General features: G+C 72.3%; 20 protein-coding genes and 1 pseudogene. 19 read left to right on the forward strand and 2 right to left on the reverse strand.

From position 1 onward, the window contains the following. Positions 1 to 369: 369 nt before the first annotated feature. Together AB0435_RS25305 and AB0435_RS25310 are read left to right on the forward strand one after the other, a co-directional pair. Positions 370 to 1,764, forward strand: a complete 1,395-nt coding sequence (locus AB0435_RS25305) for a gluconate:H+ symporter (protein WP_366428028.1) — start codon at positions 370 to 372, stop codon at positions 1,762 to 1,764. 156 nt (positions 1,765 to 1,920) lie between these two features. Then, complete coding sequence (locus AB0435_RS25310; protein ID WP_366004921.1) at positions 1,921 to 2,790, forward strand: serine protease; 870 nt, start codon at positions 1,921 to 1,923, stop codon at positions 2,788 to 2,790. A gap of 90 nt (positions 2,791 to 2,880) precedes the next feature. Here the strand turns inward: AB0435_RS25310 and AB0435_RS25315 are convergent, their stop codons facing one another. After that, positions 2,881 to 4,581, reverse strand: coding sequence for a glycoside hydrolase family 18 protein (locus tag AB0435_RS25315; RefSeq protein WP_366004913.1), 1,701 nt, complete (start codon positions 4,579 to 4,581; stop codon positions 2,881 to 2,883). A 285-nt stretch (positions 4,582 to 4,866) separates the two neighbouring features. Between AB0435_RS25315 and AB0435_RS25320 the strand changes: the two genes are divergently transcribed. The 14 genes and pseudogenes from AB0435_RS25320 to AB0435_RS25385 all read left to right on the forward strand — a co-directional run bounded on the left by AB0435_RS25320 (position 4,867) and on the right by AB0435_RS25385 (position 16,096). Further along, the gene (locus tag AB0435_RS25320; protein ID WP_366004912.1) at positions 4,867 to 5,751 is read left to right on the forward strand and encodes a hypothetical protein; all 885 of its coding nucleotides are present in this window, start codon (positions 4,867 to 4,869) and stop codon (positions 5,749 to 5,751) included. A 74-nt stretch (positions 5,752 to 5,825) separates the two neighbouring features. Beyond that, positions 5,826 to 6,548 carry a Flp pilus assembly protein CpaB gene (cpaB, locus tag AB0435_RS25325; RefSeq protein WP_366004911.1) on the forward strand — a complete coding sequence of 241 codons (723 nt, stop codon included), beginning with the start codon at positions 5,826 to 5,828 and terminating at the stop codon, positions 6,546 to 6,548. A 37-nt stretch (positions 6,549 to 6,585) separates the two neighbouring features. After that, on the forward strand, positions 6,586 to 7,869 hold the full coding sequence (locus AB0435_RS25330) for an AAA family ATPase (protein ID WP_366428029.1): 1,284 nt from the start codon (positions 6,586 to 6,588) through the stop codon (positions 7,867 to 7,869). An 88-nt stretch (positions 7,870 to 7,957) separates the two neighbouring features. Beyond that, complete coding sequence (locus AB0435_RS25335) at positions 7,958 to 8,275, forward strand: TadE/TadG family type IV pilus assembly protein (RefSeq protein WP_366428030.1); 318 nt, start codon at positions 7,958 to 7,960, stop codon at positions 8,273 to 8,275. A gap of 638 nt (positions 8,276 to 8,913) precedes the next feature. Beyond that, positions 8,914 to 9,252 (forward strand): TadE/TadG family type IV pilus assembly protein, encoded by a 339-nt coding sequence (locus tag AB0435_RS25340; RefSeq protein WP_366004920.1) that lies wholly within the window; start codon positions 8,914 to 8,916, stop codon positions 9,250 to 9,252. Next, entirely contained in the window at positions 9,249 to 10,592 is a 1,344-nt protein-coding gene (locus tag AB0435_RS25345; RefSeq protein WP_366004909.1) for a CpaF family protein, read from the forward strand. The genes AB0435_RS25340 and AB0435_RS25345 overlap by 4 nt, the downstream gene beginning before the upstream one ends. Before the next feature lie 6 nt (positions 10,593 to 10,598). Further along, complete coding sequence (locus AB0435_RS25350) at positions 10,599 to 11,537, forward strand: type II secretion system F family protein (RefSeq protein ID WP_366428031.1); 939 nt, start codon at positions 10,599 to 10,601, stop codon at positions 11,535 to 11,537. A gap of 9 nt (positions 11,538 to 11,546) precedes the next feature. Continuing rightward, positions 11,547 to 12,434 carry a DUF5936 domain-containing protein gene (locus tag AB0435_RS25355; RefSeq protein ID WP_366004907.1) on the forward strand — a complete coding sequence of 296 codons (888 nt, stop codon included), beginning with the start codon at positions 11,547 to 11,549 and terminating at the stop codon, positions 12,432 to 12,434. A 213-nt stretch (positions 12,435 to 12,647) separates the two neighbouring features. Next, positions 12,648 to 12,872, forward strand: coding sequence for a hypothetical protein (locus AB0435_RS25360; RefSeq protein WP_366428043.1), 225 nt, complete (start codon positions 12,648 to 12,650; stop codon positions 12,870 to 12,872). Further along, positions 12,869 to 13,036: pseudogene (locus AB0435_RS25365) on the forward strand (pilus assembly protein TadG-related protein); the annotation flags it as partial. The gene AB0435_RS25360 and the pseudogene AB0435_RS25365, both read left to right, overlap by 4 nt. Positions 13,037 to 13,195: 159 nt before the next feature. Beyond that, entirely contained in the window at positions 13,196 to 13,486 is a 291-nt protein-coding gene (locus AB0435_RS25370; RefSeq protein ID WP_366004922.1) for a hypothetical protein, read from the forward strand. A gap of 57 nt (positions 13,487 to 13,543) precedes the next feature. After that, positions 13,544 to 14,122 (forward strand): hypothetical protein, encoded by a 579-nt coding sequence (locus AB0435_RS25375; protein ID WP_366004906.1) that lies wholly within the window; start codon positions 13,544 to 13,546, stop codon positions 14,120 to 14,122. A gap of 5 nt (positions 14,123 to 14,127) precedes the next feature. After that, the gene (locus tag AB0435_RS25380; protein ID WP_366428032.1) at positions 14,128 to 14,760 is read left to right on the forward strand and encodes an OmpA family protein; all 633 of its coding nucleotides are present in this window, start codon (positions 14,128 to 14,130) and stop codon (positions 14,758 to 14,760) included. An 82-nt stretch (positions 14,761 to 14,842) separates the two neighbouring features. Beyond that, positions 14,843 to 16,096 (forward strand): hypothetical protein, encoded by a 1,254-nt coding sequence (locus tag AB0435_RS25385; RefSeq protein ID WP_366428033.1) that lies wholly within the window; start codon positions 14,843 to 14,845, stop codon positions 16,094 to 16,096. A gap of 11 nt (positions 16,097 to 16,107) precedes the next feature. On the opposite strand, the gene AB0435_RS25390 is transcribed toward AB0435_RS25385, so the two are convergent. Next, positions 16,108 to 16,491: a DUF192 domain-containing protein gene (locus AB0435_RS25390; RefSeq protein ID WP_366004903.1), complete on the reverse strand. Its 384-nt coding sequence runs from the start codon at positions 16,489 to 16,491 to the stop codon at positions 16,108 to 16,110. A gap of 101 nt (positions 16,492 to 16,592) precedes the next feature. Here AB0435_RS25390 and AB0435_RS25395 point away from each other — a divergent pair, with 101 nt between their 5' ends. From AB0435_RS25395 to AB0435_RS25405, 3 genes are all read left to right on the forward strand, one after another. Continuing rightward, positions 16,593 to 17,318, forward strand: coding sequence for an A24 family peptidase (locus AB0435_RS25395; protein ID WP_366428034.1), 726 nt, complete (start codon positions 16,593 to 16,595; stop codon positions 17,316 to 17,318). A gap of 78 nt (positions 17,319 to 17,396) precedes the next feature. Continuing rightward, a complete protein-coding gene (locus AB0435_RS25400) occupies positions 17,397 to 17,978 on the forward strand; it encodes a TetR/AcrR family transcriptional regulator (RefSeq protein WP_366004901.1) in 582 nt (193 codons plus the stop codon). 107 nt (positions 17,979 to 18,085) lie between these two features. After that, on the forward strand, positions 18,086 to 19,315 hold the full coding sequence (locus AB0435_RS25405; protein ID WP_366428035.1) for an MFS transporter: 1,230 nt from the start codon (positions 18,086 to 18,088) through the stop codon (positions 19,313 to 19,315). Positions 19,316 to 19,560: the final 245 nt, after the last annotated feature.

Below are 19,560 nucleotides of genomic sequence, written 5' to 3' on the forward strand. Positions count from 1 at the left end.
CACGCTTCGCGCGTTGTCCTCAAACTCCCCCAGCTACCGCTGGGAGGTGCCCCCAACGGGCTGAAAAGAAAAGACGGCGCGCCCAGCGGAAAGAACCGGCGCGCCCGGCTGAAGAGAATGGCGTGCCCGGCGGGGCAGAAAGTCGCCACCGGCCTTCAACTTGCTCGCCGGCGGGAGGGGGTGGGGCCGGAGGGTGGGGTTCTGGAACGCGGTGCGTTGTCACGGCACCCAATGCGCCTGACGGTGCCACGCACCGCGTTCCAGGTCCTCAGCCCGGAGGCCACACCCCCGGCACCCACCACCCCAGCTGAGGCCGCGCCCGCAGGGCGCCCCGCAGGCGGCAGCGAAGCCGCACCCAGGGAGCCCAAAATGCACAGCACCCCCGCCCAACTCACCGTAGCCGCCCTCGGCATCGCCCTGCTCCTCCTGCTGATCATCAAGATCCGGCTCCAGCCCTTCGTCGCCCTGCTCACCGTCTCCCTGGCCGTCGGCCTCGCCTCAGGCCTCTCCGTCACCCAACTCCTCGGCACAGTGCAGAAGTCGGACGCGGTCTCCGTCGTCGAATCCGGCATGGGCGGCACGCTCGGGCACATCGCCATCATCATCGGCCTGGGCACGATGCTGGGGTCGATCCTGGAGGTCTCCGGCGGTGCGGAGGCGCTGAGTTCGCGGCTGCTGGAGTTGTTCGGCGAGCGGCGGGCGCCGCTCGCCATGGGGCTCACCGGGCTCGTCTTCGGCATTCCGGTCTTCTTCGACGTCGGCATCTTCGTGCTCGCGCCGATCGTGTACGCGGCGGCCGGACGCAGTGGCCGGTCGATCCTGCTGTACGCGCTGCCGCTGCTGGCCGGGCTGTCGATGACGCACGCGTTCCTGCCGCCGCACCCGGGCCCCGTGGCCGCGGCCGGGCTGCTGCGGGCGGACCTCGGGTGGGTGATCCTGATGGGCGCCGCGGCGGGCCTCCCGGCGGTGCTGGCGGCGTGGGCGTACGCGGCGTGGATCGGCGAGCGCCTCTTCGTGCCCGTGCCCGAGGACATGGTGGAGGCGGCCCGGGAGGCGAGGTCCGCGGCCGCCGGGGACGGCGCACCGGCCGCAGAGCCCGTACCGCTGGGCACGCTGCTGGCGATCATCGGGACGCCGCTGGTGCTGATCCTCCTCGCCACGTTCTCCTCCGTGGCGTTCGACCCGAGCACCGGCCGCTCGGTCGTGGAGTTCTTCGGGCACCCCTTCGTCGCCCTGACGATCGCCCTCTTGCTGGCGTACTACCTGCTGGGCATCCGGCGCGGCTGGTCGCGCCGGTCGCTGGAGAAGGTGTCGACGGCGTCGCTCAAGCCGGTGGGCAACATCCTGCTCGTCGTCGGCGCGGGCGGGGTGTTCGGCGCCGTGCTCAAGGCGGGCGGGGTGGCCAAGGCGCTGGCGGACACCTTCGACAGCGCGGGCCTGCCCATCATCGTGCTCGCCTGGCTGATCGCCGTCGTCCTGCGGGTCGCGCAGGGGTCGGCGACGGTCGCGATCGTCACCACGGCGGGCATCGTCGCGCCGCTGCTGCAAGAGGGCCACTACGCGCAGCCGCAGCTCGCGCTGGTGATCGTCGCGATCTCGGCGGGCTCGATCTTCGCCTCGCACGTCAACGACGGCGGCTTCTGGATGGTCGCGACGTACTTCGGCATCTCCGAGCGGGACACGCTCGCGTCCTGGACGGTGCTCGAATCGGTGCTGTCGGTGGCCGGGTTCGGGGTGGCCTGCGCGCTGAGCGCCGTCGTCTGACCGCCGCTGTCGTACGTGCCGGGTTCCGGACAACTTCCCTTTCACTTGTGGCTGATTGATTGCGCCGGACCCCACCACCCCCAACAATGCACACGTCAAAACCAAGCACGTCGTCCCGGATGCCTCCAGAGAGGACCCACCCCCCCCATGACGCGCATCAGCAGACCACTCGTCGGCGCCCTCGCCACTCTCCTGCTCACCGGGGCCACCGCCGTCGGCGCCGGTACGGCGTCCGCGGCCCCGCAGGCGCCCGCGGGCAAGGCCAAGGTCGTCGACTTCGCCGGCACGGTCGCCCTCAGCAACTGCTCCGGGTCGCTGATCCGGCTGCCCAACTCGGGTGACGACGACCCCGGTCTCGTCATGACCAACGGCCACTGTCTGGAGACGGGCATGCCGGGCCCCGGCGAGGTCATCACCGACCAGCCCTCGTCCCGTACGTTCACGCTGCTCAACTCCTCGGCGGGCAAGGCCGGCACGCTGCGCGCCACCAAGGTCTCGTACTCCACGATGACCGACACGGACGTCACGCTGTACGAACTCGACTCGACGTACGCGCAGATCAAGCAGCGCTACAAGATCGACGCCCTGAAGCTCTCCGGCGACCACCCCACCGCGGGTACGCCGATCAAGGTGGTCTCGGGTTACTGGAAGAAGATCTACTCCTGCAATGTCGACGGCTTCGTCTACCGCCTGCGCGAGGCCGACTGGACCTGGAAGGACTCGCTCCGCTACACGTCGACGTGCGACGTGATAGGCGGGACGTCCGGTTCGCCCGTCATCGACGCCAACTCGGGCCAGGTCATCGCCATCAACAACACGGGCAACGAGAACGGCGAGCAGTGCACCGAGAACAACCCCTGTGAGGTCGACGAGAACGGCCAGGTGACCGTCCACCAGGGCACCAACTACGCCGAGGAGACCTACGGCATAGGCAAGTGCTTCGCCCCGGGCAACAAGCTGGACCTGTCCCTGCCGGGCTGTGACCTCCCCCGGACGGACGAGGGACTGGCGGCGCACCGGCGGTAGCCGGGAGCGGGCCCCGGACGCGCGAACGCTGGACGGGCGGAGGGCCGCCCGTCCAGCGTCAGGAATTGCCGTTCCGGACGCCCCGGTCCGCTACGGCAGCGCGTGCACGCGCGGGCCCACACCGTTCGACCAGGCGTTGCCCGCTGCGGCGTCCCAGTTCGTCGACCACGTCATCGCTCCCCGGATCCCCGGGTACGTCCTGGACGGCTTGAAGGAGCCGCAGCTCGTGCCCTTCGCCAGGCAGTCGAGGGCGTCGTCGACGACGGACGGCGCCACGTAGCCGCTGCCCGCCGCGCGCGTGGAGGCGGGCAGGCCGAGTCCCACCTGGGCGGGGTCGAGACCGCCCTCCAACTGGATGCAGGCGAGGGCGGTGAGGAAGTCCACCGTGCCCTGGGAGTAGACCTTGCCGTCACAGCCGTTCATGGAACCGCTGTTGTAGAACTGCGTGTTGACGACCGTCAGGATGTCCTTGATGTTCAGCGCGGTCTTGAAGTAGCCCGCGGACGGCGACTGCATGTCGATGGTCTGCGGGGCCATCGTGATGACGAGCTTGCTGCCCGCCTTCGCCGACAGGGCGCGCAGCGCCTGCGTCATGTACGTCGGGTTCAGCCCGTTCTCCAGGTCGATGTCGACGCCGTTGAAGCCGTACTTCTGCATCAGGGCGTAGACGCTGTCGGCGAAGTTCGCCGCGGAGGCCGCGTCGTTGACGGAGACGCTGCCCTTCTCGCCGCCGATGGAGATGACGACGCTCTTGCCCGCTGCCTGCTTGGCGGCGATGTCGGCCTTGAAGGCGGCCTCGGAGTAGTTCAGGGCCGGGTCGAGGGTGAAGCTCACCGCTCCGGGCGTGGCCGTCGCGTCGGCGAAGGCGACGGCGATGATGTCGTACTGGCTCTGGACGTCGCCGATCTTCTGGACCGTGGCGCCGTTGTCGAAGTTCTGCCAGTAGCCCGTCACCGCGTGCTTCGGCACGGTTGGCCCGTCACCGCTGCCCGCGCCTGTCGTGGCGGTGACGGCCGTCGATCTCGCGGACTCACCGGCGGCGTTCGTGGCGGTCACCTCGAAGCGGTACGAGGTCGACGGTGCGAGCCCGGTGGCGGTGGCGGAGGCGCCGCTGACGGACTGCACCTTGGTGCCGTCCTGGTAGACGTTGTAACCGGTGGCGCCGGAGACGGGGTTCCAGGCGAGCGCCACCGATGAGGGGGTCACCGCCTTGGCCGTGAGCCCGCCGGGCGCGGCGGGCACGGGGTCACCGGGGTCGCCCGGGTCGCCGGGGCCGGTCAGGGTGACGTCGTCCGCGAGGTACGCGGGCTGCCCGTACCAGCCGTGCGTGTAGACAGTGACGGACGTGGTGTTCGCACCGGTGCTGAACGTCGTGCTCAGCTGCTGCCAGCCGCTCGCGGACGGTGTCCACGTGGAGACGTCCGTGGTGCCGGTGCCGCTCGCCCCGAGGTAGACGTACGCCCCCTGCACCCACGCGCTCAGCGTGTACGAGGAGTTGGGCCGCACGCCGACGGTCTGCGCGCACTGGGCGTCGTCGGAGCCGGCCGGAGTGGCCTTCAGGGCGCTGGTTCCGCTGTGCACGGGTGCGGTGACGGTGGTGCCGCTGTCGCTCGAACAGGTCCAGTTGGAGAGACCGGACTCGAATCCCGGGTTCTTGACGAGGTTCACGTCCGCGGCATGCGCGGGCGAGCCGCCGAGCGCCGTCAGGCCGGCGGCCGCGAGGGCGGTCGCCAGCAGTGCGCCCAGGCGGCGTCTCGATCCGGTGCGGGTGCTGCGTATCGCGTGGTCCACTGCGTCCTCCGGTGGGAAGGGAGTTGAGGGTGTGACGTCGGGGATTGTGCTCGGGGGGTCACCGCCGTCTGGCGTAAAGATGGTCTAGTCCAATGCGTCCGTCAATACATCCGTCACGGCTTTCCGCACAGACCCCCAGGCCACCGCGGGGGCACCCCGGCCAAACCCCGAAGGGCGGTTCTCAGCCGCTCCATTCGTGGATAAAGTGCGGAGGCGCCAGCACAGGGCGGTATCGAACTGCGTCCGCCGCGGCCCCCCGCGGCCGGAGTGAACGGGGAAGCCGACGTGCCCATTGCGATAGCAGTCACCAGCCCCGATCTGGTGCTGCCGCCCGCCGATGGGCAGACCCCCGACGCCGCCGTGTTCCAGCCGCCCGAGGCGCAGCCGCTCGACACCGCGGTCACCCAGACCGCGATCCTGCTCGACCAGTGCGGCTATGTGGTCACCCTCTACCCGGACTCGCTGCCCGCCCCGTACGTCCGGCGCCTGCGCACCGTCCGGTCCGTCCTGGAGAGCGACAGGATCGCCCTGCTGCCCGTCGCCCTGCCGCCCCTGGCCGTCGCCGTGCTGGCCCGCCAGCTCCGTCAGCTGTCCGTCTCCGACCTCAGCCCCGGCGTGCTCGCCTCCGCGGCCCGGCTGCTCGCGCACTACGTCTACGCGGGCGCCCAACTGGCAGGCGTCGCCCGGCTCGACCGAGTGGAGGTCGGGCTCGGCGCCCACCTGGAGTCGTTACTCCCGGGCGCCCGGTTCGTGGCCCTCGTCAACCCGGTGCCCCGCCTGATGAGAACCGCCGGTGACGAGGCACCCGCCGGCCCCGGCTTCGGCACCCGGCTCACCGTGGCCCGCGGCAGGGCCTTCAAGGGAGCCGACTGGGTCGTGGACACCCTCGCCCCCCACTGGCACGTCCAGGGCGTCCAGGAGACCGCCCTGCCCGCCGAATCGGCCCGCTGGTGGGGCACCCACCGAGCCGTCGAGTTCGCCGCCGCCATCCCCGACCCCTCGGTGCTCTACCAACTCGTGTCGTCCGTCCGGCGCGAGGAGTGCCACTGGTGCGGACTCGAACTCATCGGGGACCGCTGCACGTTCTGCGCCGGACCGCTGCCGCGCGCCGCCGGCGGGCACGCGCTCGACCCGCCCTCCCGGCAGCGCCTCGCGCCGGCCGGAGGCTGAGCCGGCATGCCGCCGCACCCGCCCGCCCCCTCGCGCCACTGCCGGCCCCATCCCCGAACGAGGTCCGCCGCCCCATGAACTCACGCCAGCGCCGCGGGATCATCCTCCTGCTCCTGTCGGTCCTCTGCGCCCTCGGCGCGTTCGCCGGGGTCTTCGCGGTCATCCACGACGCGGAGTCGAAGGTCGGCCCCGGGGCCACCGCCTACCGGCTGCGCGCCGACATCCCCGCCTACCAGCCCCTCGAAGAGGCCCGGGACCGCTTCGAGAGGATCTCGATGCCCAAGCGCTGGCTGCCCTCGACCGCCGTCACCGACCTCGGACAGCTCACCGGCAAGATCGCTGTCACGCCCCTGCGCAAGGGCTCGCTCCTCCAGGAGGACATGATGGCCGCCCGCCCCGAACTCAAGCCGGGCCAGCAGGAGATCGCCATCATGATCGACGCGGCGACGGGCGTCGCGGGGAAGATCAACGCCGGTTCGAAGGTGAACATCTTCGCCACCTTCGACGGCAAGGACCAGGGGACCAAGCCCGTCTCCAAGGTCATCGTGAGCGACGCGCAGGTCATCGCCGTCGGCAAGCTGAAGGCCCTCGACCGCGACAGCGGCTCCACCGGGGCCACCACCCGGCGCGCGGGCGAGGCCGTGCCGATCACCTTCGCCCTCGACACCAAGGACGCCCAGCGCGTCGCGTACGCGGAGTCGTTCGCCTCCCATGTGCGGCTCGCCCTGGTCGCCCCCGGCGACGACTCCGGGGTCAGCGGCGCGGACCGCACCTACACGCTCGACAACGACAAGTGACGGCGACGGACAGCGGTCAGGAGAGGCAAGGGACACGGTGACGATCAGAATTCTCCCGGCCATCGGCGACCCGGACGCCGCCCGCGCCGTCGGCGGACTCCTCGGCCAGCTCCCCGGCGTCGAACCCCTGCCGACCGCCGGTGACTCCACCCGGCTCCTCGACACGCTCGCCGTCATGGGCGCCGCCTCGGTCGAGGAACTCCCCGAGGTCGTCCTCGTCCACGAGCGCCTCGGGCCGTTACCCGCGCTCGAACTCATCCGTGAAGTGGCCCTCCGCTTCCCCGCCACCGGCGTCGTCCTGGTCACCGCGTCCCCCGGCCCCGCGCTCTACGCCGCGGCCATGGACTCCGGCGCCCGCGGCCTCGCCGGGCTGCCGCTCTCGTACGACGAACTGGGCACCCGGGTGCAGGCCGCCGCCCAGTGGGCCGCTGGCGTCCGCCGCCACCTCGGCGGCGGTGGCGAGGCGGCGGCCGGTACGGGGCCCGGCGGCACGCTCGTCGCGGTCACCGGCGCCAAGGGCGGCGTCGGTACGACGGTCACGGCAGTCCAGCTCGCCCTCGCCGCCTGTGCCGCCGGGCGCAGCGTCGTCCTGGTCGACATGGACCTCCAGTCCGGCGACATCGCCTCCTATCTGGACGTGCAGTTCCGGCGGTCCATCGCGGATCTGGCCGGCATCAGCGACATCTCCCCGCGCGTCCTCCAGGACGCCGTCTTCCCGCACCCGGCCGGGCCCGGCCTGCTGCTCGCACCGGCGGAGGGCGAGCGCGGCGAGGAGGTCGGCGACCTCGCCTCCCGGCAGATCGTGGGCGCCCTGCGCGGCCGCTACGAACTCGTCGTCGTGGACTGCGGCACGCAGATCACCGCCGCCTGCGCGGCAGTTGTCGAGACCGCCGACGTGGCCCTGCTCGTCACCACACCGGACGTGGTGTCCGTACGGGCCGCCAAGCGCATGGTGCGGCTCTGGGAGCGGCTCCAGATCCGCAAGGCGTCCGAGACGGTCACCGTCGTCAACCGGCACACCCGCAGTGCCGAGATCCAGCCCTCCCTGGTCGAGCGCGCCACCGGCACCCGGGCGGCCCGCACGACCGTCCCGGCGGGCTACAAGGAACTTCAGGCCGCCGTCGACTCCGGCCGCATGCAGGACCTCGACGCCCGGTCCGCCGTCCGGCAGGCCCTGTGGACCCTCGCCGCCGAACTCGGCCTCGCCTCCGGGCCGGCCGCCCGGACCGGCGGGCCGCGCACCGCCGCGCACGCGGACCGCTCGCTCACCGGGGGGCTGCGGAGGCGGCGGGCGGCGATTGGGCCGGGCGGGGGGGGTTAGTACGGGCGGTACGGGCGCTGATCAGCTCGCGCCTGTCCCGACCAGCCGCTTCCGGCGGCGCGGCGGTGGGGACCGGGGGCAGGTCGCTGTGGAGTTCCTCGGCATTCTGCCGCTGATCCTGGTGGTGCTCGCCGTGGTCTGGCAGTGCGTACTGATCGGCTACACGTACTCCCTTGCCGGGGACGCCGCCGACAAGGGCGCTCGCGCGGGTGCGGCCGGGGGTGACTGCGTGGCGGCGGCGTCCGCGGACGTACCGGGCGCGTGGGGCGCGGACGGCATTGGGTGCGGGGTGGAGGGCGGTGTGTACCGGGCGAGGGTGTCGTTGTCTGTGCCGGTGCTTTTTCCTGGGGCGGTGAGTTGGCCTTGGCGGGTGTCCGGGTCGGCGGGGGCGGCGGCTGAGGGGTGAGGGTGTTGTCGGGTGTGTTTTTGTCTGCGGGGGCGTTGCGCCTGCGGCGGGCGGCCTCAATCGCCGGCCGGGCTGGGTTGGTGGCTGGACCGGGGGTGTGGCCTCCGGGCTGGGAACCTCGAACGCGGTGCGTGGCGCTGTCACGCGTATTGAGTGCCGTGACATCGCACCGCGTTCCAGAACCCCACCCTCCAGCCCCACCCCCTCCGCCGGTGGGCGACATCGGGGTCGGGGGGCCCGTAGGCTTTCGGGGCACGCTTTTCTCGTCAGCCGGGTGTGCCTTCCTTTTCCGCCGCGCCCGGCTTCATTCCAGCCGGGCGCCGTTCTTTCAGCCGGGTGCGCCGTTCTTTTCTTTTCCGCCGGGTGCGCGAAATCCAGCCCGTCCGGCGTTTGAGGACGCGGCCGCAGGCCGCTCCCGCCGCAGGCGGCAACGGATCCGCAGCTCGGGGTCTGGGGCGGAGCCCCAGTTTCGGGAAGGGGCGGGGCTGGGGAACAAGCCCGCCGCAGGCGCCAACCGACCCGCAAATAAGGGGCCCCGGGCGGAGCCCCCACGTGCCGCAGGCACAACGGACCCGCACCCAAAGGCGAAAGCCCGCCGCAGGCGTCCACGCGCGCGCCGTGACCAAGGGTCCGCCTCCATCGAGTTGCTCGGGTTCCTTCCCGTGCTGCTCCTGATCGGGCTCGCCGCCCTGCAACTGGGGCTCGCCGCCTTCGCCACCCAGCAAGCCGGGAGCGCAGCGAGAGCCGCGGCCCGTACCGCCACTCAGGACGACCCGAGGACGACGCCGGCGGACGCCGGACGGGCCGCGCTGAGCAGTTGGTTGCAGACCGACGGCGCGCCCGACGCGGCACCCTGTGAGGGCGCAGGGGAGACCACTGCCACCGTCACCGTGAGGATCCCGGCCGTCCTGCCGCTGCTGGGCGACCGGTCCGTCACCCGGCGGGCCACCATGCGCTGCCCGAGGAGTGTGCCATGAGCCTGCGGGCGCGGATCGTCGCACCGGAAGTGCCCACGGACGGGCGGGAGTCGAGCCATCTCGTCCCCGTCTACCGCGCGAAGCTGCTGGAGGAGATCGACCTCGCCGAGATGTCCGCGCTCGCCGCCGCCGAGCGCCGCACCCGGCTGGAGCGGGTCCTCGGGCACATCCTCAGCCGGGAGGGCCCGGTCCTCTCCACCTCCGAGCGCGACCGGCTCATCCGCCGCGTCGTCGACGAGGCACTGGGGCTGGGCGTCCTCGAACCCCTCCTGGAGGACCCCTCGATCACCGAGATCATGGTCAACGGCCCCGACCAGATCTTCGTGGAACGCGCCGGGCGCGTGGAGCTCGTACCCGTGCGGTTCGCGTCCAACGAACAGCTGATGCAGACCATCGAACGCATCGTCTCCACGGTCAACCGGCGGGTGGACGAGTCGAATCCGATGGTCGACGCGCGGCTGCCCAGCGGCGAGCGCGTCAACGTCATCATCCCGCCGCTCGCGCTGAACGGCGCGACGCTGACCATCCGCCGCTTCCCCCGCGCGTACACCCTGCCGGAGCTGATCGGCATGGGGACGCTCGACGAGCGGATGCTGGTGCTGCTCTCCGCGCTCGTCCGGGCGAAGTTCAACGTCGTCGTCTCCGGCCCGACCGGCTCCGGCAAGACCACCCTGCTGAACGCCCTCTCCGGGCTCATCCCGGAGGGCGAGCGGATCATCACCGTCGAGGACGCCGCCGAGCTCCAGCTCCAGCAGGCCCATGTCATCCGGCTGGAGTCGCGTCCCCCCAACGTCGAGGGCAACGGCCGGATCACCATCCGGGACCTCGTCCGCAACTCCCTGCGGATGCGCCCGGACCGGATCATCGTCGGCGAGGTCCGCGGCGGCGAGACGCTCGACATGCTCCAGGCGATGTCCACCGGCCACGACGGCTCGCTCGCCACCGTGCACGCCAACAGCGCGGAGGACGCCCTGATGCGCCTGCAGACGCTGGCGTCGATGTCCGAGGTGAAGATCCCGTACGAGGCGCTGCGCGATCAGATCAACAGTGCCGTCGACTGCGTCGTCCAGCTGACCCGGCACGCGGACGGCTCACGGCGGGTCGTCGAGATCGCGCTGCTCGACTCGCACGGCCGGGAGGACTACCGCCTGGCCACCGTCTGCCGCTTCGACGCCCGGCCGATGGACTCGGACCGCATCGTGCGCGGGCGGTTCTCGTGCTTCCCTGTCCCCGAGCGCGTCGCCGAGCGGCTGCGGATGGCCGACGAGGCCGTACCGGCGGCGTTCGGCGTCGCCGCGTTCCCCACCGAGCTCACCGTCCGAGAAGCGAGGCAGAGGTAGCCGCACATGAACGCACTTGTACTGCTGACCGCCGGTGCCACCCTGCTGTGCTGCGCGCTGGGCACGGCGGGCGCGCTGGTGTACGCGGCCGGGAAGGCGCAGCGGCAGTCGCTGGTGGCGCGGCTCTCCGACGCCCCGGCCCTGCCGCCCGCCGGGCGCGTGCGGCACTTCCGGGGGCTGGACCGGCGGCTGCGCGCCACGCGGGCGGGGCGCCGGCTGGAGCGGCGGCTCGCGTCGACGGGACTGGACGTCACACCGGGCGAGTTCACCGTCTGCGCGCTCGCCGCGGCGGCCGGGCTGTGGCTCGTCGCGGCCGCCGCCCTGGCGCCCTTCTTCGGCCCGCCGGCCGCGCTGGCCGCCCTGTGGTCCGCGTCCGCCTTCCTCGGCCTGCAACGCCGCAAGCGCATCGAGCGGTTCATCAACCAGCTGCCCGAGCTGTCCCGCATCCTCGCCAACGCCACCCAGGCCGGACTGGCCCTCCGTACGGCACTCGCCATGGCCGCCGACGAGATGGAGGCACCGGCGGGCGAGGAGCTCGCCAAGGTGGCCGACAAGCTCGCGGTCGGGCACTCGGTCGACGACGCCCTCGGCGAGCTCGCCGAACGGCTTCCCTCGCGTGAACTCGGCGTCCTGGTGACGACCTTGGTGCTCTCGAACAGAGCGGGCGGCGCGGTCGTCAGTTCGCTGCGCAATCTCACCAGGACGCTGGAGGAGCGGAAGGAGACCCGCCGGGAGGTGCGCACCCAGCTGTCGCAGGTGACCGTCACGGCTTATGTCGTCCCCCTGATGGGCGTCGGGACGCTGCTGCTGATGGACCGCATCGCACCCGGGTCGATCGACCGCATGACCTCCACCTTCCTCGGCCAGGCAGCCGTCGTCGCCGCGTTCTGCCTGTACGCGCTGGGCTTCCTGGCGATCCGCCGCCTGGCCAGGATCGACGTCTGAGGGGCGGGCATGGGTCTTCTGCTGGGGCTGCTGGCCGCGCTGTCCGTCGCGGGCGCCTGCGCGGGCGTCGCGCTCTACCGCAGCGAGGTCAAGCTGCCGACGGACCTCACCCTGGCCCTGGAGGTCGGTTCCACCCGGACCACGGCCGTGGGCTCGGCGCTGGACCGGCTCGGCATGCGGTACGCGCCGCTCGTGCTGCGGATGATGGGCGAGAGGCGGGTCGCGAAGGTGCGCACCCGGATCGACCGCGCGGGGAACCCCGGCGGCCTGACCGTCGACCGCTATGCCGCGCGCCGTGCCGTCTACGGCTTTCTTGGCTTCGGTGGTGCCCTCGTCATGCTCCTCGCCGGACGGCTGGTCGTCGCCCTGCTGATGGTCGCCTTCGGGCTCTTCTGGATCGAGGTCGGCATCTGGGCCGCCGTGCGCGAACGCAAGGACGCGATCGACCGCACGCTGCCGGACTTCCTGGACGTCCTCGCGGTGGTTGTGAGCGCCGGACTGAGCTTCCGGCAGGCCCTCGACCGGGTGGCGGAGAAGTACGAGGGCCCGTGGGCGGACGAACTCCGCATCACCCTGCGCCAGCTGGACATGGGCGTCGGCAGGCGGCAGGCGTTCGAGGAACTGCGCGTCCGCAACGACTCGGAACAGGTCGCGCGGTTCGTCACGGCGTTGCAGCAGGGCGAGGAACTCGGCGCGCCGATCGTCGACACGCTGATCTCCATCGCCGACGACATGCGCCGCACGGACGCCCAGCGGGCCCGCCGCCGCGCGGCCCGCGCGGTGCCGAAGGCCACGGTCGTGATCACCACCTGCATGGTGCCGGGCACGATGATCCTGATGGTGGCGGGATTCTTCCTCGGGTCGGGTACGAACTTCGGTTCGATCATGGGGCGTTGACCCGGGTGGAGGTGGGATGCGTGGGCCGCGTGGGTTCTGTGAGGCGCGTCTGTTCGGTGGTGTCCCAACTCCCCCTCAGGGGACGGGAATGGTGCCGGACGCACTGTTCCGCGAGCGCCGTTCCGGCGTACTTTTCATGGGGCGTGAGCGACACCACGCACCACACCCGGATTCCGTACCGCACGGGGGTTGCCGTCGATGGAGGGGAACAGCATGGAGACGTCGCGCGAGCACATCCCGGGAAACGGCCGGGGCCCGGGGAGAGACCCGGAGGAGCGCCGCCGCTCCCCGCGGGGCGACCGCGGACAGACCGCGATCGAGTACCTGGGCATCATCGCCGTGGTCGTGGCGATCGCCCTGGTGCTGACCCGCACGGACTTCGGCAGCGCGATCGCCAGCGCCATCTCCGACAAGATCTCCCAGGTCACGGGCGGCTGACGCGCGCCGCCGCCCGCCGCGCGCACGGCGACGCCGGACAGGCGTTCCCGATCTACGTCACGGCGGTCGCCGCACTGCTCTTCCTCGCCCTGGCGTTCTTCGCCGTAGGCCAGGCGGGAGCGAACAAGAACGGCGCGCAGACGGCCGCGGACGCCGCCGCCCTGGCGGCGGCCCAGAGCTACCGCGATCAGCTGCGTACGGGACTGCTGGCGGCCCTGGGGGCCGGTGGTGGCTGGGCGGACTGGCTGGACGGCCGCACGGGCGACGCGGACGCCGCCTGCGGCGAGGCCGACGCGTACGCCCGGAGCAACGGCGCCGAGGTCGTGGGCGGGTGCGGCACGTCCGCCCCGGGGACGCTCCCCGCAGCCTTCACCGTCACCGTCCGCTCCTCGGCGGCCGTCGGCCGCTCGGTCGTCCCCGGTACCGAGGACGTCCACGCGACGGCCACGGCCCGCGCCGTGGTGGAACCCCGCTGCGCGGGGGTGTCCCCCGAGGCGCAGAAGCCACCCGTCGACATCGTGTGCGACGGGCGGGTGGTGTCGATCGATCCGAAGCGCCCCGACGAGCTCGCGAGAGCGGTCGGAGCGCTGTTCGCCGTACGCCTCGCCGACTGAAGCGGCCCGCAGCGCGGTCGCCCTCCCGCCGGTGACTCCTCGAAAGGACGCGCCCTCATGAGCACGCGGCACATCACGAAGTCCCGCAGACGCGCGGCAGCGGCGGCGGTCGTGGCCCTCCTGGCCCTCGCCGTGTCCGGCTGCGGCGGGGACAGCGGCGGGAAGGACGCGGACGCCGCCTCGGCCAAGAAGTCGGCCGGCCCTCCGGGCAGCGCGAAGAACGCTCCCTCCGGCCGGCCGGGCGAGGTCATAGGCGAGATGAAGGGCCCTGACGGTGTCGTCATCGCCGTCAATTCCGCGGTACGGGACAGCGGTGGCTTCGTCACGGTGAGCGGCACGCTGACGAACGGGGGCGGCAAACCGTTCAACGCCATCCACTGGCTCTCCCAGGAGACGGACATGAAGTCCCGCTCCTCCATCTCCGGCGCCTCGCTGGTCGACGGGGCGAGCAAGAAGCGCTATCTGGTGCTGCGGGACACGGACGGCGAGTGCCTGTGCAGCACGGGCCTGACCAACATCAAGCCCCAGGAGAGCCGGCCCGTCTTCGCGCAGTTCCCCGCGCCGCCGGAGAACGTCACGGACGTCGACTTCCAGGTGCCGACCATGCCGTCCGTCCGCCTGCGGATCTCGGAGTGAGCCGGATGACCCGGACCGCGTACGTTCCCCGGATCGGCCGCGGGGCGGTCGTCGCCGTGGCCCTGTCCACCGCTCTGCTGGTCACCACCCCGGCCGCCGCGCCCGCCCGCGCGCAGAGCGGACCCGGCGGCAAGGCCGACGCCACACCGCCGGTGAAGACCGACGGTTCCGCCCACGGCCTGCGGATGCGGCCGGGCGCGAAACTCGCACCCGGCCGGGTCCTCGACATCAAGTCCGTCGTCGAGACGGGCGACGGGGGAGAGCGCCGCGAGGACACCAACGTCGACGTCACCTTCGCCCTCCAGGCGGAGGTGCTCTTCGACAAGGACAGCGCGACGCTCGGCGCGGAGGCCGGCAAGCGGATCCGGGCGATCGCGGACGAGGCGAAGAAGCGGCACGCGACCACGCTCCGCGTCTTCGGCTTCACGGACAACCTCGGTTCCGCGGAGCACGGCGTGGAGCTGTCGAAGCAGCGGGCCGACGCGGTGCAGCGCCAACTCGCCCTGGACATCGGATCGTCGGCCGTCTCGTACCAGATACGCGGGTACGGCGAGGACTACCCCATCGCGGACAACTCCTCGGAGGACGGCCGCCGCCGCAACCGCCGGGTGGAGGTCAGCTTCCCCACGCGGGGCTGAGGGCCCGACGGAGCCTCGCGCCCCCGTCCACCAGGCGGCAGGATGAGGCCCTGGAAGCCGGGACGCGCCAGGGAGGCGGAAGATGCGCCGGGGGAGAGCGAGAGGCGGACTCGTCGGGGCGGCGGCCCTGTGCGTGCTGATCGCGGCAGCCGCGCAGGCGGACGCCGCAGTGGAGGAGGCCCCGCCCGCCGCCTCGTACAGGATGGCCCCGGACGCACAGGAGCTGAACGGCTCCGAGAACACCGCCGACGCCCCCCTGTTGAAACCCGGCGCGCACACCTACAAGGACAGCGTCACCCCCGGGCAGCGGAAGTACTACGCCGTGCGGCTGGACGCGCGGTCCAGCGCGTACGTCTCGGCCGTGGCCGCGCCCGCCCCCGGCAGCTCCATGGGGGCCCGGGACGGGATCTCGGTGTCCCTGGAGGCGCAGGACGGCACACAGTGCGGCGTGGGCCACCACCGCACGTTCCTCTCGGCCGGTGGCGCCTATCCGGTCGCCGACTACGCGGAGCGGGTGACCGCCACGGGCGGGGCCTGCAAGGCCGCGGGGACCTACCGTTTCGTCGTGGAGCGCGGCGACGCGGCGGGCGGCGACACCGCCGCCGTGCCGGTCGAGCTGAAGTACGTGAGCACACCCGCGGATCCGGTGTCCGCGGGCGACCCCGGCGGCGACCGGACGGCGCGCACCGCGCCCGCGCCGGGCGGCGGGGGAGTGGGCGTCCAGGGCGGCGGCGTCCGCGGCGGGTCGGGCTTCAACGACGCCGCGGAGATCCGCCCCGGAGTCTGGACGGACGAACTCCGGCCCGGCGAGACCCACTTCTACCGCGTCCCGGTCGGAGCGGGTCAGCAGCTCGCGGCGGACGCGCGGTTCGGGACCGACCAGGACGCCGGGAGCACGCCGTATGTGATCGCCGGGGTGCGGATGGGACTGAGCAACGCGGCCCGCGGCTACGTCATGAACAGGACCGGCGGCTATCAGGGCAAGCCCGCGGACCTCTCGCTGACCACGCCCGCCGCCGCGGCCGGCGGCGGCGTGGGCGGGGACGCCGCCCGGGGCATGCGCCTCGCGGGCTGGTACTACCTCCAGGTGAGCCTCAACCCCAAGGTGGGCCAGGGGAAGCCGAGCCGGGTGCCCGTCACGCTCACGGTGGACGTCGGCAAGGCGCGCGAGGAGACGCGGGCGCCCGCGGGGAGCATGCGCCCGACGAGCGCGGTCGCCGGGCGGCACCGCGACCGGCGGCTGCGCGCCGTCGGGTACGCGGGCGTCACCACCGGGTCGCTGCTGCTGCTCGGGCTCGGCGGATGGACGCTGGCGGCCCGGCGCGGCGAGGAGTGAGGCCAGGGGCGTCAGGGGCGGATCTCGACCCGTACGCCGGGCCGCAGGCCCCACAGCCGCATGGACCCCGCCGCCGCCTCCAGCACATGGCGCGAGCGGACGCGCGGCGCCCCGAGGCGCCAGGGGCGCATGGTGCGTACGGCCAGGACGGTCAAGTGCCGGTCCAGATAGGCCACGTCGATGGGGAAGCGCATCCGGAAGGTGTGCACCGACGAGGCCGGGGTGAGGAGCAGCGCGCCCTCGACGTGGTCGCGGCCGAGGAGGCCGCGGGTGCGGGCGCGGTAGGAGGCGGCCACCTCCAGCGGGACCACGAGCCCGCTGCCGTGCTCCGCGTCGGGCCCGGCGCTCCCGGGCGGGACGTACAGGCTCGCGGTGCCGTCGTGCCGACGAGGCATGAGAGGTCCCTTCGGCCGTGACCCGTGGGGTGTGTGGTGCCCTGGAGGCACTTTATCCACAGGCCCCGACGGGCATCGCCGCTTCTGCGTAACCTCGGTCCATGGCCGCGCTGTTGATCGTCCTCGCCGCCCTGTACGGGGCCGTGGCCGGGGTGTCGCTGCCCCGGGCGCACTACCGCCTGAGTGTGGAGCCGTGGGAGCCGTGGCGGTCGGCGGGCCCGTGCGGGCACGCGCTCGTGGGCTGGCTGGGGCGGGGCCGCTGCGGGGAGTGCGGCGAGCGGTACGCACCGGGCGCGCTGTGGTGGGCCGGGGTGACCGGTGCGGTGTGCGCGGGGTTCGCCGCCGTGGCGGGGGCGCGGCCCGAGCTCGCGGTGTGGCTGCTGGCTGCGCCGGTGGCGGTGCTGCTGGCAGGGGTCGACCGGTCGGTGCGACGGCTGCCGGACGTGCTGACGCTGCCCCTGGCGGCGGGCGTGGCGCTGCTGCTGGGCCTCGCGGCCCTGATACCCGGGTCGGCGGGGTCCTGGCCGGGGGCGCTGCTGGGCGGAGCGGCGCTGGGCGGCTGCTATCTCGTGCTCTTCCTGATCCACCCGAGCGGCATGGGGTTCGGTGACGTGAAGCTGGCTCTCGGCCTGGGGTGCGCCCTGGGGTGGTACGGCTGGCAGGTCCTCTTCCTGGGCGCCTTCGCGGGCCTCCTGCTGGGCTCGCTCCACGGGACGGCGCTGCTCCTGACCCGCCGGGCCGCCCGCGGCACGGCCCTGGCGCTCGGCCCCTTCATGCTCGCGGGCGCGTGGCTCGGCCTTCTGCTGGGAGGCGCCACGGGGACGTGAACGGAGGGCGGAGGCGCCCGCGGGCACCGCGGACCGAACTATTGGACCGCGTGATCCAAAACGGGTACGGTTCGACGCATGGCCCGGCCGAGGATGTTCGACGAGGAGCGGGCGGTCGACGCCGCGTTGCAGGCGTTCTGGACCGCCGGATACGAAGCGACCTCCACCCAGGACCTGTGCGATGCCACGGGGCTGGGCAGGAGCAGCATCTACAACACCTTCAAGAGCAAGCACGACCTCTTCTGCCGGGCCCTGCGGCGCTACATGGACGTCAGGGCGGAGTATCAACGGGCCCTGTTCGACGGCGATCCGCCGGTGCGGGAGAAGCTCCGCACGATGCTGGAGAGCGTCGTCGAGGAGGAGTGCGGATCGGCCGGCGGTCACCGTGGCTGCCTCGTCGTCAACACCGCCGTCGAACTCGCCGGCCGCGACGCCGATGTGGCGCGTGAGCTGGAGCGCGACTACCGCAAGCGGCTGGAGATCCTGGCCGCCGTCATTGCCGAGGGGCAGCGCGCCGGTGAGATCGACGCGGCCAAGGACGCCCGCGCCCTCGCGCACTTCGTGATCGCCGCCATCGGCGGCATGCGTGTCTCCGCCCGCGCGGGGGTCGGCCGCACGGCGCTGGAGGACATCGCCCGCGCCACGCTCGACGCGATCTGACGCCCTTCACGCCCCTGCCCACCTATTGCTGACCATTGCCGACATCCCTGCCCTTTTCGCGCCCAAGTTTTGAACTGCACGTTACAAAAAAGACAAGGTGACCCGCTGTGCCACGAGCCATATACGTCCTCGCCCTAGGCATCTTCGCCATGGTGACCAGCGAGTTCGTCGTCGCAGGACTGATGCCGCAGATGGCCGAGGGGCTGGACGCGACCATCCCCGAAATCGGCTATCTCATCACCGCGTTCGCGGTGGCCATGGCCGTCGGGGGCCCGGTCCTCACCGTGGCCGTGCTGAGGCTGCGGCAGAAGCAGGCGCTGATGGTGCTGTTCGCCGTCTTCCTGGCCGGCAACGTCCTGGCCGCCATCGCGTCCACGTACACGGCCATGGTCGTGGCCCGCGTCGTCACCGGCACCGCGTCACAGGCGTTCTTCGGCGTCTCCCTCTCGCTGTGCGCCCGCCTCGTCCGCCCGGAGGTGCGCGGACGCGCCATCGCGGTGGTCATGAACGGCCTGATGCTGGGCACCCTGCTCGGCCTGCCGCTGGCCACCGTGACCGGCGAACACCTCGGCTGGCGCGCGGCCTTTTGGGGCATCACCGTGCTCACGGTCGTCGCCGCGCTCTGCACCCTCGCCAGCGTCCCCCGTCTGGACCGGGCCCCCTCCGAAGGTGTCGAGGGCGGTGGGGGCATACGGGGCGAACTGGGCGTCTTCCGCCGCCCCCGGCTGTGGCTCGCGCTCTCCACCAGCACATTCATCATCGGCGCGACGTTCTCCGCGTTCAGCTACCTCAACCCGATCCTCACGGAGGTCACGGGCTTCGCCGCCGGCACCGTGCCGCTGCTCCTCATCGCGTACGGCGCGGCCACCGTGGTGGGCAACACCGTCGTCGGGCGCCTCGCCGACCGTCACACCCTCGGCGTCCTGCTCTGCGGCCTCGCGCTGAACCTGGCGTTCCTCGTCGGCTTCGCGCTGTTCGCCCACCTGCCCGTACCGGCGGTCGTGTTCATGCTGGGGATCGGCCTCGTCGGCGTCACGATGAACCCCGCGATGGCCACCCGCGTCCAGCGCGCGGGCAACGCCGGGCCGCTGGTCAACACGATCCACTCCTCGTTCATCACTCTCGGCATCATCATCGGGACCTCGGCCGGCGGGCCGGCCATCGACGCCTTCGGGCTGCGGGCGCCGCTGTGGATCGGGGCGGGCATGGCCGTCCTCGGCCTCCTCACCCTCGTCCCCGCCCTCGTGCGTCGCCCGGTCGGCCCAGTGGACGGACAAAGCACCGCAGAAATCATGATCTGCCAAGAAAACGCCACGCGGCAGACTCGGACCGTCTGACGTCAAAAGGCGTCAAACGCATCAACCTGCCGATGAATTTTCAGGAAGTTTTCGGAAGTCGTCGGGGCAGACATCCGGCCGAGCCTCGAATGGCTTGTTCTACGCCGTAGGCCCAGCGCTCGCAGGGCCTGTGCGGCTCCGGGCGATGCCCGTCCGCCGCCGAGTTCAAGATCAATAAGGTCACCGAGCGTCAGCATCGCGCGGGCCGTCACCCTCGTCGGTGCGCGGAGCACGGCCTCAGAGCG

Origin of the sequence: Streptomyces sp. NPDC051173 (genome assembly GCF_040689515.1) — a bacterium.
In the GTDB taxonomy this organism is placed as follows: Bacteria; Actinomycetota; Actinomycetes; order Streptomycetales; family Streptomycetaceae; genus Streptomyces.